General features: G+C 71.4%; 15 protein-coding genes. 5 read left to right on the top strand and 10 right to left on the bottom strand.

Annotation, left to right across the window (positions count from 1 at the left end; genetic code table 11):
• The first annotated feature begins 33 nt into the window (after window positions 1-33).
• Window positions 34-1,221 carry a sensor histidine kinase gene (locus ACYVF6_RS13035; RefSeq protein WP_460520666.1) on the top strand — a complete coding sequence of 396 codons (1,188 nt, stop codon included), beginning with the start codon at window positions 34-36 and terminating at the stop codon, window positions 1,219-1,221.
• Window positions 1,218-1,874, top strand: coding sequence for a response regulator transcription factor (locus ACYVF6_RS13030; RefSeq protein WP_460520664.1), 657 nt, complete (start codon window positions 1,218-1,220; stop codon window positions 1,872-1,874). Before ACYVF6_RS13035 ends, ACYVF6_RS13030 begins: the two co-directional genes overlap by 4 nt.
• A gap of 156 nt (window positions 1,875-2,030) precedes the next feature.
• On the opposite strand, the gene ACYVF6_RS13025 is transcribed toward ACYVF6_RS13030, so the two are convergent.
• From ACYVF6_RS13025 to ACYVF6_RS13010, 4 genes are all read right to left on the bottom strand, one after another.
• Window positions 2,031-3,176, bottom strand: a complete 1,146-nt coding sequence (locus ACYVF6_RS13025; RefSeq protein WP_460520662.1) for a WD40 repeat domain-containing protein — start codon at window positions 3,174-3,176, stop codon at window positions 2,031-2,033.
• Between the two features lie 70 nt (window positions 3,177-3,246).
• Complete coding sequence (locus ACYVF6_RS13020) at window positions 3,247-4,431, bottom strand: class I SAM-dependent methyltransferase (RefSeq protein ID WP_460520660.1); 1,185 nt, start codon at window positions 4,429-4,431, stop codon at window positions 3,247-3,249.
• Window positions 4,432-4,526: 95 nt separating this feature from the next.
• Window positions 4,527-5,426 carry a serine hydrolase gene (locus tag ACYVF6_RS13015; protein ID WP_460520658.1) on the bottom strand — a complete coding sequence of 300 codons (900 nt, stop codon included), beginning with the start codon at window positions 5,424-5,426 and terminating at the stop codon, window positions 4,527-4,529.
• Window positions 5,423-6,373 (bottom strand): LysR family transcriptional regulator, encoded by a 951-nt coding sequence (locus tag ACYVF6_RS13010; RefSeq protein WP_460520656.1) that lies wholly within the window; start codon window positions 6,371-6,373, stop codon window positions 5,423-5,425. The genes ACYVF6_RS13015 and ACYVF6_RS13010 overlap by 4 nt, the downstream gene beginning before the upstream one ends.
• Window positions 6,374-6,537: 164 nt before the next feature.
• Between ACYVF6_RS13010 and ACYVF6_RS13005 the strand changes: the two genes are divergently transcribed.
• The gene (locus tag ACYVF6_RS13005) at window positions 6,538-8,139 is read left to right on the top strand and encodes a penicillin-binding protein (RefSeq protein ID WP_460520654.1); all 1,602 of its coding nucleotides are present in this window, start codon (window positions 6,538-6,540) and stop codon (window positions 8,137-8,139) included.
• A 256-nt stretch (window positions 8,140-8,395) separates the two neighbouring features.
• Here the strand turns inward: ACYVF6_RS13005 and ACYVF6_RS13000 are convergent, their stop codons facing one another.
• Both ACYVF6_RS13000 and ACYVF6_RS12995 read right to left on the bottom strand, forming a co-directional pair.
• Window positions 8,396-8,851, bottom strand: a complete 456-nt coding sequence (locus tag ACYVF6_RS13000; RefSeq protein WP_460521630.1) for a class I SAM-dependent methyltransferase — start codon at window positions 8,849-8,851, stop codon at window positions 8,396-8,398.
• 27 nt (window positions 8,852-8,878) lie between these two features.
• Window positions 8,879-9,355, bottom strand: coding sequence for a nuclear transport factor 2 family protein (locus ACYVF6_RS12995; protein ID WP_460520652.1), 477 nt, complete (start codon window positions 9,353-9,355; stop codon window positions 8,879-8,881).
• An 82-nt stretch (window positions 9,356-9,437) separates the two neighbouring features.
• Here ACYVF6_RS12995 and ACYVF6_RS12990 point away from each other — a divergent pair, with 82 nt between their 5' ends.
• On the top strand, window positions 9,438-10,337 hold the full coding sequence (locus tag ACYVF6_RS12990) for a sigma-70 family RNA polymerase sigma factor family protein (protein WP_460520650.1): 900 nt from the start codon (window positions 9,438-9,440) through the stop codon (window positions 10,335-10,337).
• A gap of 9 nt (window positions 10,338-10,346) precedes the next feature.
• Here the strand turns inward: ACYVF6_RS12990 and ACYVF6_RS12985 are convergent, their stop codons facing one another.
• On the bottom strand, window positions 10,347-11,084 hold the full coding sequence (locus ACYVF6_RS12985; protein ID WP_460520648.1) for an IclR family transcriptional regulator: 738 nt from the start codon (window positions 11,082-11,084) through the stop codon (window positions 10,347-10,349).
• 53 nt (window positions 11,085-11,137) lie between these two features.
• Between ACYVF6_RS12985 and ACYVF6_RS12980 the strand changes: the two genes are divergently transcribed.
• Window positions 11,138-11,887 carry a Rossmann-fold NAD(P)-binding domain-containing protein gene (locus ACYVF6_RS12980; protein WP_460520646.1) on the top strand — a complete coding sequence of 250 codons (750 nt, stop codon included), beginning with the start codon at window positions 11,138-11,140 and terminating at the stop codon, window positions 11,885-11,887.
• Between the two features lie 6 nt (window positions 11,888-11,893).
• Here ACYVF6_RS12980 and ACYVF6_RS12975 read toward each other — a convergent pair whose 3' ends face one another.
• From ACYVF6_RS12975 to ACYVF6_RS12965, 3 genes are all read right to left on the bottom strand, one after another.
• A complete protein-coding gene (locus tag ACYVF6_RS12975; protein ID WP_460520644.1) occupies window positions 11,894-12,781 on the bottom strand; it encodes a sigma-70 family RNA polymerase sigma factor family protein in 888 nt (295 codons plus the stop codon).
• 136 nt (window positions 12,782-12,917) lie between these two features.
• Window positions 12,918-15,035 (bottom strand): iron ABC transporter permease, encoded by a 2,118-nt coding sequence (locus ACYVF6_RS12970; RefSeq protein ID WP_460520642.1) that lies wholly within the window; start codon window positions 15,033-15,035, stop codon window positions 12,918-12,920.
• On the bottom strand, window positions 15,032-16,045 hold the full coding sequence (locus ACYVF6_RS12965; RefSeq protein ID WP_460520640.1) for an ABC transporter substrate-binding protein: 1,014 nt from the start codon (window positions 16,043-16,045) through the stop codon (window positions 15,032-15,034). The genes ACYVF6_RS12970 and ACYVF6_RS12965 overlap by 4 nt, the downstream gene beginning before the upstream one ends.
• Window positions 16,046-16,061: the final 16 nt, after the last annotated feature.

Genomic DNA, 16,061 nt, shown 5'->3' with positions numbered 1-16,061 from the left:
TCGTTGTTAGGCCGGCTTGGGCATGCTGAAGGAATGAACTGGGCAAGTCGGCGCACTGTGGGACTGCGCTTCACCGTCCTCTACGCCGGAGTGTTCCTGTTGTCGGGCGTCGGGCTGCTCGTGCTGACGTTCCTGCTCGCGGGCGGTCAGGTGTCGAGCACGTCGCCGGTGCACTACCCCGGGCTGCCTCCCGGGCAGGTTCCCGGCCAGCAGCCGGTGGACACCGGCCTGGCCGCCGCGCAGCGGCAGATCCACGACCTGCAGGGCCAGCTGGCCGGGATCAACGCGGACTACTCCCGGCAGTTGCTGGCCGGCTCGATCGGCGCGTTGCTCGTCATGGTGGTCGTCTCGGTCGTCCTCGGTCGCGCGCTGGCCGGGCGGGTGCTGCGCCCACTGCGGCTGATCACGGCGGCTACCAACCGGATCACGGCCGACAACCTGGACCGGCGGCTTGCGGTCAGTGGACCTACCGATGAGGTCAAGCAGCTGGCGGACACGATCGACGATCTGCTGGAACGGCTGGAGGCGTCGTTCGCCGCACAGCGGCGGTTCGTGGCGAACGCGTCGCACGAGTTGCGCACCCCGCTGGCGACCATGCGGGCGGCGCTGGACGTCGCCGTCGCCAAGCCCGAGCCGGCGGCGCAGACGGTGGCGCTGGCCGATCGGCTTCGTACACAGCTCGATCAGGTGGACGAGATGCTCGACGGCTTCCTCGTGCTGGCGCGTACCCAGCACGGCGCGCTGGCCGATGCCGTCCGGGTCGACGTCGGCGAGCTGGTCTCGGACGCGCTGGCGGCGCGGGCGAGCGACCTCGCTTCGAAGCGGCTTGCCGTCGAGCCGGGCGAACCGGGGGAGGCGTGGACGCGAGGCAACCCGGCGCTGCTCGCCCGCATGGTCGAGAACCTGGTCGACAACGCGATCCGGCACAACGAAGAAGGTGGCTGGATCCGGGTGGAGGCTACTTCAGCAGCAGCGGAAGAAGAGCGCGTCCGATTGGTGGTGGAGACCGGCGGATCCCTGCTCCAGCAGCAGGATGTCGACCGGCTCGGCCGGCCGTTCCAGCGGATCGGCGCCGACCGGATCGGGTCGCCGGACGGTACCGGGCTCGGGCTGTCGATCGTGTCCGGCATCGCCGCCGCCCATGGCGGACGGCTGGAGCTGTCGGCTCGGCCCGAGGGTGGCCTGCGTGCCACGGTCACGCTTCCGGCGGTGGCCGGATGAGGGTGCTGGTCGTGGAGGACGCGCCGGCGCTGGCCGAGGTGGTCGTCGAAGGCCTGCGCGACCAGGGCATGGCGGTCGACGTCGCGCACGACGGTTTGACGGCCGCGGCCAAGCTCGACGTCAACGCCTACGACGTCGTTGTCCTCGACCGCGACCTGCCCGGCATCCACGGCGACGCGCTCTGCCAGCTGATCACCGACCAGGAGGAACGGGCGATGGTGCTGATGCTGACCGCGGCCGGCTCACCCGGCGACCGTGTCACCGGGCTCACGCTTGGAGCAGACGACTACCTCGCCAAGCCGTTCCACTTCCCGGAGCTGGTGCTGCGCATCCAGGCGCTGGCCCGGCGCAAACCCGCGGCCCGGCCTCGTACGCTGCGCGCTGCCGGCATCGAGCTCGACCCGTTGCGTCGGACTGCCGTACGCGACGGCAACCAGCTCGACCTGTCGGTGAAGGAGTTCGCGCTGCTGGAGGCGCTGCTTCGCGCGAGTCCTGGCTTCCTCAGCGCCGAAGCCCTGCTGGAACAGGTCTGGGACGAGCACGCCGACCCGTTCACCAACACGGTCACGGTGACGATCGGCCGGTTGCGGCGCAAGCTGGGTGATCCATCGGTCATCACGACCGTGCCGGGTGTGGGCTACCGGATCGGCTAGCCGTGCTTGGCGTCCGCGCGAAGGTGCGACCTCCAGGGGGTTGAGGTCGCACCACCCGTCGAACGGGTCGCCTGCGCGAGACGCATCAGGTGCGAACCTTCCTATCGCACCGGACGGCGCGTCCGCAGGCATATCGGAACACTCGGCGATCATGCGTCACCGCGGTGCGGCGACGACCTTGGTGACGTCGCCGTCGAGCCTGGTCCGCCGGCCGTCGATCACGACGTAGAGGACGTCCTGGTCGCGGATGAACGGATGGCTGAGGACGGCTGTCGCGCCCGCGTTCAGGCGATGGACCTGAGTCGACTTGGGCGTCTTGGCGGCGACCCAGCGATCTCCGTCGAACAGCCGCTGGACGTCCTTGGTGTGGACGTCGCCGGAGGGTTGGTAGTACGCGTTGAGCGTGCCGTGGCTGTCCCACCACAGGTCTCCGACGTAGCCGTCGCGAGTCGGGCACGTGGTGCCTGGCGCCGCGTACACCGGGCTGGTCCTGCCCTTGCCAGGCACGCCCGACTCGATGTCGACGAGCGTGACGGTGGCGCAGGCGTTCGACAGCTCCTCGCCGTAGATCGCGACCTGGCTGCCGTCCGGGCTGAACGCGGCCGACTCCACGGCGTCCGCGCGGCCGGTGTCGATCCGGCGCGGCTTGCCGTCGATCGGTGCGAGGTAGACCGGCCCGGGCTGGTCGGACAGCGAGCCGGGGTACCCGGCCAGCACCGCGCCAGTGGTGCCGGCGAGGAGCTGGGGACTCGCGGTGTCCCAGATGTTCTTCCACGTGGGCAGCTTGGTCTCCGTTGGCCGTGGCTTCGGCCGGCTGGCCGAAAGGTCGGTCAGGACGAGCTGGTTCCTGCTGTCCAGCCAGGCGATCCGGCTGTCGCCGGCGGCGACGACCGTCTGGCACTGACACTTCAGCGTGCGGTCCGCGCAGCCCTCGCACGGAACGGTGATCTGCTCGCCGGTCGCGACCGACAGCGCGATGACCTTGTCGTCGAGCGGCAGCGTGAAGACGTACCGCCCGTCGGTCGTGTAGACCGGCTTGCTGCCGACCAGGCCGAACTTCACGTGGCCGACCCGCTTGGTGCCGTTCATCACGACCAAGTCCGAGGTGGTCGCCGCCCAGGACGCGCCGAACTGGATCTTCAGGTACGCGAACCCGCGCGGCGGTTCCGGACGCTCGGTCGTCGGGGTCTCCACGGGAGCGGCGTTCTCGCGGTCTCCGGGCGCGCAGGCGGACAGCGTGCCGCCGACGACGGTGGCGACCGCGATCGCGACGGCGGCGAGCAGGACGAAACGCCTCGACACCACAACCTCCAAGCATCCGGACGAACGACACCAGGATCCCGCTCCGGCCGTGGGACTGGTCCCGGACTGGTCACCGTGACGCGCGGACGACCAGGTTGCGAGGCGTGAGAGAGCGCTCGCAGAAGGCGCCGACCCGAACGTCGAAGCCGGCCGTCTCCAGGCCGGCTGCGAGATCCAGCCCGAGCCAGAGCTCCAGCGCGCGGCGGAACGCGTGCCGGACGAGCTCGAGCCGGCGTACCTCGGCCCGCCGGCGCTCGCCTGCCGCGACCCAGTGGCTCCAGTCGATTCCGCTCGGCAGCTTGACGTTCTCCCGCCTGGCGAGGGCCTGGCAGAAGGCGGCGAAGTCGCCCGCGAGCCAGCGTGCGGGCACCGGCCGGAACGTCCGGACGGCCTCGCCCTCCAACGAGTCGCGCAACGCGATGAAGCCCAGCTTCCACGCCTGGTCGCGGGCGAGCCGCCGTCTGACATGCGAAGGAGCGGTCACGGTCTCGGTCACCGCGAGCCGCATGGCACCGGCGTCGAGGGGTAGCGCGGCCTGCGCGGCGAACGGCTCGTAGGTGCCGGATACGCCGCTGTGATAACAGCACGGAGAGATCAGGTAGCTGCGCGCGCCGGCGTGGGCGGCTCGCTCGACGAGCTTGCGATGTAGGGGTCCGCACGCGTGCAGGGCGAGTACCGAGCGGCCCTCGACGTACTCATGGGACAGCTCGTCCAGCGCGTCCGCGCAGACGACGGTCTGGTCGGCGCCCGCCCGGCCGGCGAGGCGTCCGGCTTCTGCGCAGAGCCGGGGGTCGATCTCCAGTGAGTGCACCGGCACCCGGTCGGCGACGGCGAGTCTGCGGCCGAGGTGCCCCTTGCCGGCGCACCAGTCCAGCAACGGCGTACGAGCCGGGAACGTGTGAGCCGCGAAGGCCTCGACCTGCGCGCGCTTGCGGTGGGGAACGCCGGCGTCGAACCTCGCGCTGGTTGGTGGCGGGGAGCGCAGCGGCAACCGCGGGAGGCGGGTCAGGTCGTCCAGCAGGCGGACGACCGGCAGCAGCGGAGCGAGCCAGTCGTGGGCCGCTCGCGGGTGATGGCTCAGCCGGTCGAGCGTCTGCTCGTCGAGGCGGAGCACGGCGTCGGCGAGCTCGGGCCAGTCGGCACACCAGCCCGGACGACGGAGGTGGAACGGCGCGGGCCGCCAGATCGCCTGGTGCGCGTCGAGCGCGGAATGGAGTTTCGCCTGCCAGGCAAGGCTGTTGGAGGAGGGCAGCATGCCACACGGACCTTCCGGTCGGTGGGCAGCTGCGTTCGACTGCCAGGGATGGAACTCGCTTCAGCCTGGCACGAACCGTAGCGGTCAGGCAAGGCTCAGCGGAGTCCGGCGACGGCGAGTTTGGCGGCCTGGGCGATCGCCGCGTCGGCTGCCGGGAGGATCAGGCGGGTACGCGGCGACCTGGTGAAGACCGCGACCGCGTACGCCTCGCCGTTGGGGTACTCCACGACGCCGACCTCGTGCCGGAGCGCGATGAACGTCCCGGTCTTGCCGGCGACTCGTACGTCGTCGAAGGGAAAGGCGGCCGCCAGCCGCTGGGTCCAGACCTGCTGGGCCAGCACCGTACGCATGAACGCGCACTGCCGGGGCGAGGCCGCCCGGTCGTGCCAGATCGCGGTGAGCAGCCGGGTGAGGTCGCGGCAGGTGCCGACCGTGCTGGCGGGATTCGCCGGGTCGAGCGCGTGGGTCTGGTCCATCGTCCCCGAGTCGCGCAGCCAGTGCAGCGCCTCCTGCGTCGTGGCGCGCCCGCTCTCCGCGAGGATCGCGGCGAGCAGGTCCCTGGTGCCGCCGCCGACCCGGGTCGCGTGCAGGCCGAGGTCGTCGAGCATCGCCCGCAGCCGTCGCAGGCCGATGGTGTCGAGCAGCGCGTCGGCCGCGGCGTTGTCGCTCACCGCGATCATCGAACGGGCGAGGTCGCGCCAGGAGACCGTCACCGGGTCGGTCATGGCCGCGAAGCCGGTCAGCCCGGACGTACGCTCGGTCGGGTCGAGTGTGACTTGCTCCGCCGGGTCGAGCTCGCCGGCGTCGACCATCCGTGCGTAGGCGACGAGCACGGTGAGCTTGAACACCGAGGCGAGCGCCACCTGCTCGTCCGGGTGCAGGCCGATCTCGCGATCCGGGTCGTTCAGGTCGACGGCGTGCAGCCACCCCCACACGCCGGCGTCCTCGAAGCACTGCTGGATCGTGGGATTCTCCTTGGTGTGCTCGGTTTTCACGACGCCGGCACCTCGGAGACGGGTCGTGGCGACGGGCCGGCGTGGGCCGGTCGGCGGGCGGCTCCGAGCACGTCCTGGAGTACGGCAGGCAGCCCTCGCGCCGGGCCGGCCAGCGTGCCGACCCATGCCACCCGGAGGGCGAGCGCGAGCGGATCGCCGTCCAGGCGTACGACCCGGACGCCGTCGCCGGAGCCCGGCGGGTCGGTCGTGAACGCGACCACGCCGCCGGCCGCGATCAACCCGCGCGCGACGCGCTCGTCGTACAGCTCGCCGGCGGGGTGGTGGTCGGGGGTAGGGCGAGGCAGGAACCCGTGGCGTTCGCACATCGCGAGGAGCTCGTCGTGGGCCGCGGGCGCGTGGTCGCGCGCGGGGAGCAGCAGGTCGTGGCCGGCCAGCTCACGGAGTGCGATGACCTCGCGATCCGTGCCGTCGTCGGGGACGATGCAGCGCAGCGGCACCTCGAGGGCGGGCCCGAGCGAGAGCCCACGAGTGACGACGGGCTCGCGAAGGACGGCGACCTCAGCCCGGCCGGCGAGCAGGTCGCGGATCTGGTCGCGGGCGGTCTGCTCGCCGACCTCGATGTCGGCTTCGGGCGCCGCCCGCCGGCAGGCGGCGACCAGCTGGGAGTAGTGCGCCTGGCCGAGGCCGGGAGCGATCCGGATCCGGATCAGCGGCCGCTCGGGATCGGGCTGCCGCCTGGCCAGGAGGTAGAGCTGCTGGACCTCGTCGAGCACCCGTTGCGCGGCCGGCAGCAGCGCCCGGCCGGCCTCCGTCAGCCGGACACCCTGGCTGTCGCGGTCGAACAGCCGCGCACCGAGCTCGTCCTCCAGCCGCCGCAGGCCCTGGGACAGTGGCGGCTGGCGCATGTCGAGCCGTCGCGCGGCGCGGCCGAAGTGCCCTTCTGCGGCGATTGCGGTGAAGTACTCCAAATGGCGTACTACGTCCATGATCAGGAATCATATCCAGATCAGAAACCCAGTTCGCTCGATACTCATATTGGCATGATCGCTGAGATCGTGCTTCCATCGCTGTCGTGGAACGGGTAACTGAATACGGCTCGGCGCGGAGGGCTCGAAGGTGGTCCCGAGTCGTCGTCGGCATCGTCTCGGTGATGTTGCTGACGGTTGGGGGATTTGTTGGCTACCGGCTGACCTTCGCGGGGCCGGGGCAGGCGCAAGAGCAGGAGAAGCCGCAGTCGGTCGTACTCGCCGAGCAGAAGCTCAAGGCGTTCATGACCGCCTGGCGGGCTGGTGACTGGCAGGCGGCGGGCCGGCTGACCGACAACCCCGAGGGTGCGACGTCGCTGCTGACCTCGGTCGGGAAGAACCTGAAGCCGTCGCCGTTCGAGATCACGGTCGGGGAGGGGCACGAGGAGGCCGGCTCCAGCGAGGCCAAGCCGGTCGTCGTCCCGTTCACCGTGCGGATGACGGTGCCGAAGATCGGGCCGTTCACGTACGAGTCGAAGGCGCGGGTCGTCGAGAGCGTCGGCTCGCAGGTGGTGGAGTTCAAGTCGTCGATGGTGCACCCGGACCTGCGGCCTGGCCAGACGCTGGCCGTGGCGAAGGTCGGCACCCGTGGGTCGATCCTGGACCGGACCGGCGCCCAGCTGACCGCGGGCTCGCTGGTGGGAACCGTCGATGCCGAAGGTGAGGGAGCGTCCGGGCTGCAGGAGCGCTACAACGACCAGCTCGGCGGGTCGGGCCAGGCGTACGCCATCGCCATCACCGACCGCGACAGCGGCAAGGCGCTGCGGCCGCTGTCGCTGAAGGCCGGCGCGCGGGCGGGCACGGACGTGAAGACCACGATCGATCCTCGCGTACAGGAGGCGGCAGCCGCGGCACTGGAGGGCGCCGACGTGCCTGCTTCGCTGGTCGCGATCAAGCCCTCGACGGGCGAGATCCTGGCCGTGGCGAACCGGCCGGGTGGCTTCAACCGGGCACTGGTCGGCAAGTACCCACCGGGATCGACGTTCAAGGTGGTGACGGCCGCGGCGCTGCTGGAGTCGGGCATGTCACCGTCGGACCGGCTCGCGTGCCCGACGTACGAATGGGTGAACGGCTATCGCTTCGCGAACCAGGACGAGTTCTCGCTCGGCAGCTCGTCGACGTTCCGGCAGGCGTTCGCGCGGTCGTGCAACACGGCGTTCATCGCCTCCCGCGACCACATCGACGACTCCACGCTGGCCACGACGGCCTCCGCCTTCGGCATCGGCGGCGAGTGGGACACCGGGGCGAGCACGTACGACGGCTCGGTGCCGGAGAACACCGACGTCAACGACAAGGCGGCCTCGATGATCGGGCAGGCCCGCGTGCTGACGTCGCCGTTGGTGATGGCCTCGGTCGCGGCGACGGTGAAGTCGGGGACATTCGTCCAGCCTAGGCTCGTGCCCGCGGCGGTCAAGCATCCGTACGAGGCGCCCCGCTCGCTCTCGCCGGACGTGGTGCGCAACCTCCGGTCGATGATGCGCTCGGTGGTCACCGAGGGCGCGGGCAAAGCACTACGGGGCATCCCGGGCGAGCCGCACGCGAAGACAGGCACCGCCGAGTTCGGCGACGACAAGCCACCGCAGACGCACGCGTGGATGATCGGCTACCAGGGCGACAGCGACCTCGCCTGGGCCGTCCTCCTCGAAGGCGGCGGCTCCGGCGGCCACGACGCCGGCCCGATCGCGGCGAAGTTCCTCCAGCAACTCACCGCCGGCGGCACGAGGTGACCTGAGCTCCGGCCGGACGCCCTGTCGGCGCGCTTCTCCGGAAAAGTCCTGCGGGTCTGTCGATCCGCGACCGCGCCCGTTCGACCTAGACGATCTGTTCCAAGGGGTCGCCGGTCAAGCGCGCGGCGCATGGCGCCGCTCGCGGGGGTGGGCACAGCCGGAGGAGGAGCCAGGAGGGGCCTCCGGCGATCGACGACAACGCAGCCAGCGTGGATGCCAGGCGCCGCGCGTCAGGCGACCCCTTGGAATAGATCGTCTAGCCGGCGATCGTCGAGCGGGCGATCACGTGGAAGACGTGCCAGTGCTTCGGCCCGATGAACGAGGGACGGTTCGCGTCCTCCTCGTCGAAGCTCACGATCTCGAGCCCGTCGAGCAGCGCCTCGGCGTCCGGGCGTGTGAGGAACGTCATCCCCGCCCGGCCTGCCCAGCCGTCCCGATCGCCGAAGAGGTCGACAGCGAGCCACCCGTCCGGTCGCAGCGCCTGCCGGATTCGCTGCCAGACCAGCCGGAAGTCGCCAGGAGCCAGGAACGGCAGCGCATAGCCCGCATGGACGAGATCGGCAGCCGGCAGCTCGGTCTCGGTGAACGACGCGACGCGGGTCTCGAGCCGGCCGTCGTCCTCGACCAGCCGGCCCAGGTGCGCGGGCATCGCAGGGTCGCTGTCGACCGCGAGGATCCGCCAGCCGTGATCGAGCATCGCCTTGGTCTCGATGCCCGCGGGACCGGGCGGCCGTGGCCGTCATCCCTGGCTACTCCTGGAGGGCGACGTGAAGGTCGCTTCACCGGGCGGCGAACCCGCCAACGGCGAGGTGTCGAGGTAGCGGATCTCGTACGCGCGTTCGGTGAACTTCCAGCCGTCCGGGGTCCGCTGGTAGCGGTCGTGGTAGAGCGCGAAGTGCCATTGCGAGTTGCCGTCGCGCATCCGCCCGAACTCCGTGAGGTACGCCCGTCCGCTGGCGGTGTCGCCGTCGAGCCGGATCGTGCCGGGATGTGTGGCCTGCAGGAAGAACTCCCAGAAACCCTGCAGCCGTTCGATTCCGGCGCGGATCTCGTCCCGGCTGGTGAACTCCACGCCGACGTCGGGGATCCGCCAGGCGCCGTCCTCGGTGAACAGCGACGCGAACCGGTCCCAGTCGCGCATCAGCGCGGCGTCGGTGCACTCGGCGCGCAGCGCCTCGATCTCGACGCGGTCGGCGACGGCCTGCAGGTCGCTCATCGGTGTCCTCCGGTTTGCTTGTCACATCGAGCGGATTTGAGGTGTCACCTCTACGACACCTGGTGGCGAAGGAATGTGACCGATGAGCGAGACCGACCGGCTGGCCGAGGGCTTCGAGGCGAACCGGACCCGCCTGCGCGCGGTGGCGTACCGCATGCTCGGTTCGCTCGCCGAAGCCGACGACGCGGTACAGGAGGCGTGGTTGCGCGCCAGCCGGGCCGGCGCGAGCGAGGTCGACAGCCTCGGTGCCTGGCTGACCACGATCGTCGCCCGGGTGTGCCTGAACGTGTTGCGTGCCCGCCGGACGCGCGGTGAGGAGCCGATGGGCCTGCGCGTACCGGACCCTGTCGTCGGTCCCGCGGACGGGTTGGGGCCGGAGGACGAGGCGTTGCTGGCCGACTCGGTTGGGCTCGCGTTGCAGGTGGTGCTGGAGACGCTGGCGCCTGCCGAACGGCTGGCGTTCGTCCTGCACGACATGTTCGGCCTGCCGTTCGACGAGATCGCCGGCATGGTGGGGCGTACTCCCGCGTCGGCGAGGCAGCTGGCCAGCCGGGCCCGGCGGCGGGTACGAGGTGCGGAGGCGCAGGCGCAGGCGCCCTCGCCCGACCCCGACATCGCCCGCCAGCGGGAGGTCGTCGACGCCTTCTACGCCGCGGCACGCCGGGGCGACTTCGAGGCACTGGTGGCGGCGCTGCATCCGGAGGTCGTGTTCCGGGCCGACTTCGGTGCCGCCCGTCCGGACCTCACCGCGGAGATGCACGGCCCGGAAGCCGTCGTCGAACGAGCCCGTACGGTGCACCAGCCCGCCGCCCTGGTGCGGCCGGCCCTGGTGAACGGGTCCGCCGGTGTCGTCGCGACCATCGACGGCAAGCCGATCGCGGTGATCGGGTTCACGATCGCGGACGGCAGGATCGTCGCGATCGACGCACTGGCCGACCCGGAGCGGCTGCGACGGCTTGACCTGGCGTTCCTGGACGACTGAGAAGAAACGTCAAGTCGTGGTTGCGATCGCGCGGCCGATCGCGGCGGCGGTCGCCCGTACAGCAGGCGCTGTCGTCGCCGCGGTGAGGTGGTCGGTCGTACCCGACAGGCTGAGTGCGGCGACTACCTTCCCCTTGTGCAGGATGCCGGCAGCCACCGAGCGGGTGCCGAGCGCGAACTCCTCGTCGTCGACGGCGAAGCGCTGCTTGCGGATCGCGGCCAGCTCGCGGCGCAGCGAGGCCTCGTCGGTGAGGGAGTTCGGTGTCCGCCGCACGGGATGGCGCAGTACGTCGGTCAGCAGGGCGGGTGGCGCGTACGCGAGCAGCAGCTTGCCCGACCCCGTGCACGTCGACGGCTGCCGGCCGCCCACTCTGGTGTCGAGCCGGACGCTGCGCCGCCCGGAGATCTTCTGCAGGTAGACCACCTCGGTGCCGTCGAGCACGGCGAGCTGGACGGTGGCGTGTGTGATGTCGTACAGGTCCTGCATGAACGGGAGCGCGGTGTCACGCAGCCCGAGCCCGCGGTGCTCGGCCAGCTCGCCGAGCTCGAACAGCCGGAGGCCGAGGCTCAGGCCGCTGCCGACCGGCTGCAGCAGGCGAGCGTCGACCAGCGTCGCGATGATGCGGTTGGCCGTGGCTTTCGGCAGGCCGGTTCGCTCGATGACGTCGGCCCTGGTGACCACCGGGCCGGCCGAGCCGGCCACCTCGAGGATCGCCAGCACCTTGTCGACCATGGATCGCTGACTCACTCAGTGAGCCTACGACTCCGCGACGGCAGCTGAAAGCCTTACCGTTGGAGCACATGAGCACCACCGTGATCGTGACGGGCGGAGGCCGCGGGATCGGCGCCGCCACCGCGAGCCTCGCCGCCCGCGCCGGACTCGCCGTCGCCGTCAACTACGCCAAGGACGAAGCGTCGGCCGAACGCCTCGCCACCGCGATCCGCGCCGAGGGCGGTCAGGCGACGGCGATTCAGGCCGACGTCGCCGTCGAGGCGGACGTGCTCCGCCTGTTCGAGACCGCGGAGGAGCGGCTCGGGCCGATCGGGGCGCTGGTCAACAACGCCGGCGTCACCGGTGGCTTCGCCCGCGTCGACGATGTCGACGCCGGCCTGCTGCGGCGCGTGTTCGCCGTCAACATCACCGGCGCGTTCCTCTGCGCGCGTGAGGCGGTCCGGCGGCTGTCGACGAAGTACGGCGGGCCAGGCGGCGCGATCGTCAACGTCTCCTCGCGGGCCGCGGCCCTGGGCGGCTCGGGGGAGTGGGTGCACTACGCGGCGTCCAAGGGTGCGCTCGACACGCTCACCACCGGCCTGGCCAAGGAGGTCGCGGACGAGGGCATCCGCGTCAACGGCGTCGCGGCCGGGCTGATCGACACCGACCTGCACGCTGCCGCGGGCGCGCCCGAACGCGTACGGCAGCTCGCGTCCGGCATCCCGATGGGCCGGCCGGGCCAGGCGGCCGAGGTCGCGGAAGCCATCGTCTGGCTGCTCTGCTCGCCGGGAGCCTCGTACGTCACGGGCACGACTCTCGCTGTGTCCGGCGGGCGCTGAGCCCTGTCAGGGTTGGGAGTCGAGGTCGGTCAGGTCGACCTGGCGCAGGCGCTCGGGGTCGAGCAGGATGTCCATCGTCGCGATCCGGCCGTCTCGTACCGAGATCGCGGCGATCGCGTAGGGCGTGCCGTCGCGCAGCGAGACGTACCCCGCCGCGCCGTTGACCCGGGCGAGCCGGACCTGGAGGCCGAGCTGCGAGAACGCCTTCGCCCGGCGGGCGACGGTCTCGGCGCCGCGTACCTCGTGGAGCGTCCCGGTGCCGGCGTCCTCGCGCAGCACGATGTCGGGATCGAGTACGGCGACGAGCGCGTCGAAGTCGCCGTCGCGCGCGGCGGCCAGGAACGCCTTGACGACCTCCGGCTGGGCGGGCGCCGACTGGTCCGGCGCGGCGTCGGCCTCGCGGATCCGGCGGCGTCCGCGGCTGGCCAGCTGGCGGGCGGCTTCGGGTGAGCGGTTGAGGATGCCGCCGATCTCCTCGAACGGCACCGAGAACATGTCGTGCAGCACGTACGCGAGCCGCTCGGCAGGCGTCAACGTCTCGAGGACGACGAGCAGCGCGAGCCCAACGGAGTCGGCGAGCATGGCTTCCTGCTCGGGGTCGATGCCTTCCAGCCGCTCGACGACCGGATCGGGCAGGTAGACGTCGAGCGGCTCTTCTCGCCGGGTCGTACGCGAGCGCAACATGTTCAGCGCCACCCGCCCGACCGTGGTGACGAGCCAGGCCTCGAGGTTGTCGATCTCGCCGGCGTTGGAACGGCTGAGCCGGATCCACGCCTCCTGAACAGCGTCGTCGGCCTCGCCCGTCGACCCCAGCATCCGATACGCGACGGCCCGCAGCCGGGACCGGTGCTGCTGGAACCGCTCGGCCAGCCAGTCGTACTCGTCGGTGTTCATGCCCTTGTAGACCCGTCGGCGTCGCCGGATGTGACGTCCAGTCTCTCGCGCGCGTCCACCTGCGAAACTGGGGGCCGAAGGCCGCGCACCGTCTCGACCTGCTGGGTTCGCGTTGATGGAGGCACGGCAGCGGCTGCTAGCCGGCTGATCTCCGGGAGCGCCAGAGCAGCCAGATGAAGTACGGCGTGCCGAGCATCGCGGTCAGCAGACCGGCCGGCACCTGCGCTGGCGCGATCACCGTACGGCCGATGGTGTCCGCCACCGAGATCAGCAACGCGCCGAGCAACGTGGCCACCGGAATCACCCGTGTATGTCGCGCGCCGACCAGGGCCCGGGCCATGTGCGGCGCCACCAGCCCCACGAACGCGATCACGCCGACGGCCGTGACGGCTGCCGCTGTGAGCAGGGCCGCCGCCGTGAGGGCGACCAGCCGGGTCGGCTCCAGCCGGACGCCGAGCACCCGCGGTGTGTCGTCGTCCAAAGCCAGCAGGTCGAGCTCGTGGTTGGCCAGCACGATCACCGGCGCCAGCACCAGCAGCGCGAGCACGACCGGCACGAGCTGTCCCGGCATACGCCCGTACGTCGAGCCCGACAGCCAGGTCAGCGCCTTCCCGGTATTCCACGGGTCGTTGGCCACGATGAGGAATGTGATCGCGGCGTTGCCGCCCATCCACACGCCGATGCCGATCAGCACGAGCCGGTCGGACGCGAGACCGCCGCGCCAGGCCAGGCCGTACACAACCGCGAACGTCACCAGCGCGCTGCCGCCCGCCACCGCCGACATCGTCCAGATGCCGGCCATCGGCACGAGCGTGAGAAGCGTGACCGCACCGATGCCCGCACCCGCTATGATGCCGAGCAGCCCCGGCTCGGCCAGCGGGTTACGGCAGACGGCCTGCACAGCCGTGCCGGCCAGCGCGAGCGCCGCACCGGCGAGCAGCGCCGCGAAGACCCGCGGATAGCGCTGGTCGAGGACGAACGTCAGCGCGGGACCCGTTCGCCCACTGAGCCAGTTCGCCAGGTCGCCGGTCAGGACGTTCGTGTCGCCGAGCAGCAGGCCGGCCAGCAGCGCGCCCGACACCAGAGCCGCCAGCGCGACGACCAGCACTGCGACGAACCCACGACCGCGGATCGTGCCGGTATGGGTCGCAGAGCCCTGTCGCGCGGGCCCGGAGTCGCGGTGCCGCCGGGCCAGCCACACCAGCACAAGCGCTCCTGCCAGCGTCGTGACCACGCCGGTCGGGATGTCGACGCCGGCCTGCCCACCCAGGGCGGCCCGGACCGCGATGTCGGCCGCCAGCACCACCAGCACTCCGGCCAGCCCGGACAGCGGAATCTGGACCACATGTCTGTGCAGGCCGGGGAAGCGCGCCGTGACCAGCCGGACGATCGCCGGCGCGCACAGCCCGACGAACCCGATAGGACCGGCCAGCGTCACCGCGGCCGTGGCGAGCAGCACGGCGACGAGCGTCGCGACCAGCCGAGTCCGCCGGACGGGTACGCCGAGCACCTGTGCGGTGTCGTCGCCGAGCGCCAGCAGGTCGAGCCGGCGGCTGAGGACCAGGCAGCCGGCCAGTCCGAGCGCCACCACCGGCGCGGTCTGCGTGACGGCGGTGAGGTTGACCTGGACGAGCGAGCCGCTGCCCCACGCGAACAGGCCGATCGTCTTCTGCTCGTTCAGGATCAGCAACAGCGTCGTCAGCGAGTTCAGCGCGAGCGCGATCGCCGCTCCGGCCAGGATCAGCCGCGCCGGACCGGACGTACCGGCGGCCGAGAGCAGCAGCACGAGCCCGGCCGCCGCGATGCCGCCGACGAACGCGACGCTGAGCAGCCCGAGCCCGCCGAACACCGGCAGCGACGTGGTGAGCGAGGCGCCGAAGACCGCGGTGAGTACGACCGCCAGGTGCGCACCGGCGTTCACCGCGAGCGTGTCGGGTGAGGCCAGCGAGTTGCGCGCGATCGACTGCAGCACGGCGCCCGCGACGCCCAGCGCCACGCCGACCGTGAGACCGGCGAGCAGCCGCGGCAGCCGGGACGCGACCAGGACGCGCGACGCGTCCTGGTCGTCGCCGCCGAACGCGAGCCGCAGCAGGTCGAGCGCGCCGATCGAGGAGGTGCCCTGGGTGAGGTGCACCGCGGCCAGCCCGATGACGGCGAGGATCGCGAGCACAAGGATCGTTGCCGTGGGAACGGGCCGTACCGGCGGCGGCGCCGGACGCTCCGGCGCCGCCTGCTCGGTCGAAGCGGATCTCACGCGGTGTAGACCTTGACCAGCTCGTCGAGGTACTGCTCACACGACTTCGGCCCGCCGAACGTCCAGATGCCGTTGCTGAGCTTGTGTACGCGCCCGGCCTTGACGAACGGCAGCGACGTCCAGATCGCGTTCTCCTCGAGCCCCTTGGCGAACACGTCGGTGCCGTCGGACGCGTTGTAGAGGAACCGCACGTTCTCGCCCTTGATCGCCGTCAGGCCCTCGACGTCGGTCTGGCCGAGGCCCCAGACCTTGTCGACCTTGCCGTTCCACGCGTTCTCGAGACCGGCCGCGATCGCGACCTGCGAGACCAGCGAGCCCTGGCCGAACGGGCGGATCGAGATCGCGTTGCCCTCCTGCCAGCCGTCGGCCATCACGAACGAGTCGCCGGCCGCGCCCGCGTCGGCGAGCTTCTGCTTGCCCTCGGCGAGTGCGGTGTCGAAGTCCTGCAGCGCCTGGTCCGCGGCGTCCTGCTTGCCGACGGTCCGCGCGATCATCGTGAAGTCCTCGCGCATCCGCTTCAGGTTGTCGGACGCGTCACTGCCCTTGGCCACCAGGACCGGCACGTACTTCTCGATCTGTGCGACCAGCGGTGAGCTGCGCTCGGCCTCCATCACCACGAGGTCGGGGTTGAGCTGGACGATCGAGTCGACGCTCGGCTCCTGACGCGTGCCGACGTCCTTGACACTCGCGTCGAGCTTCTCCGAGGTGACCCAGGTGGCATAGCCCTTGGTGTCGGCGACGCCGACCGGCATCACGCCGAGCGTGACGAGCATCTCGGCCTCGCCCCACTCCAACGCGACCACGCGCTTGGCCGGAGCGTCCAGCTTGACCGTCTTGGCGCGGCCGTCGGTGACCTCGACGGGACCGGCGGCGGTCTCTGTTGCCGAGGCTTTCGAGGTGGTGGACGTCGTCGGCTCCTCGGTGGTGCCGCACGCGCCGAGCAGGAGCAGCGCGCCGGCCGCGAGGGCGGCGACGCCCGTCCGCGGGGCGGGGAAGACGGGTCGGTTCATGGCGAACTCCGTGGTG

The sequence above is a fragment of the Flindersiella endophytica genome (assembly GCF_054779015.1).
The sequence above is the reverse complement of the archived record's forward strand: the minus strand, read 5'-3'. Positions and strand labels throughout refer to the sequence as shown.

Excerpts from the sequence above, each read along its gene's own strand:
- ACYVF6_RS13035 (WP_460520666.1), top strand. The coding sequence starts at position 34 with ATGAACTGGGCAAGTCGGCGCACTGTGGGACTGCGCTTCACCGTCCTC.
- ACYVF6_RS13030 (WP_460520664.1), top strand. The coding sequence starts at position 1,218 with ATGAGGGTGCTGGTCGTGGAGGACGCGCCGGCGCTGGCCGAGGTGGTC.
- ACYVF6_RS13020 (WP_460520660.1), bottom strand. The coding sequence starts at position 4,431 with ATGCTGCCCTCCTCCAACAGCCTTGCCTGGCAGGCGAAACTCCATTCC.
- ACYVF6_RS13010 (WP_460520656.1), bottom strand. The coding sequence starts at position 6,373 with ATGGACGTAGTACGCCATTTGGAGTACTTCACCGCAATCGCCGCAGAA.
- ACYVF6_RS13005 (WP_460520654.1), top strand. The coding sequence starts at position 6,538 with ATGTTGCTGACGGTTGGGGGATTTGTTGGCTACCGGCTGACCTTCGCG.
- ACYVF6_RS12995 (WP_460520652.1), bottom strand. The coding sequence starts at position 9,355 with ATGAGCGACCTGCAGGCCGTCGCCGACCGCGTCGAGATCGAGGCGCTG.
- ACYVF6_RS12990 (WP_460520650.1), top strand. The coding sequence starts at position 9,438 with ATGAGCGAGACCGACCGGCTGGCCGAGGGCTTCGAGGCGAACCGGACC.
- ACYVF6_RS12980 (WP_460520646.1), top strand. The coding sequence starts at position 11,138 with ATGAGCACCACCGTGATCGTGACGGGCGGAGGCCGCGGGATCGGCGCC.
- ACYVF6_RS12975 (WP_460520644.1), bottom strand. The coding sequence starts at position 12,781 with ATGAACACCGACGAGTACGACTGGCTGGCCGAGCGGTTCCAGCAGCAC.
- ACYVF6_RS12965 (WP_460520640.1), bottom strand. The coding sequence starts at position 16,045 with ATGAACCGACCCGTCTTCCCCGCCCCGCGGACGGGCGTCGCCGCCCTC.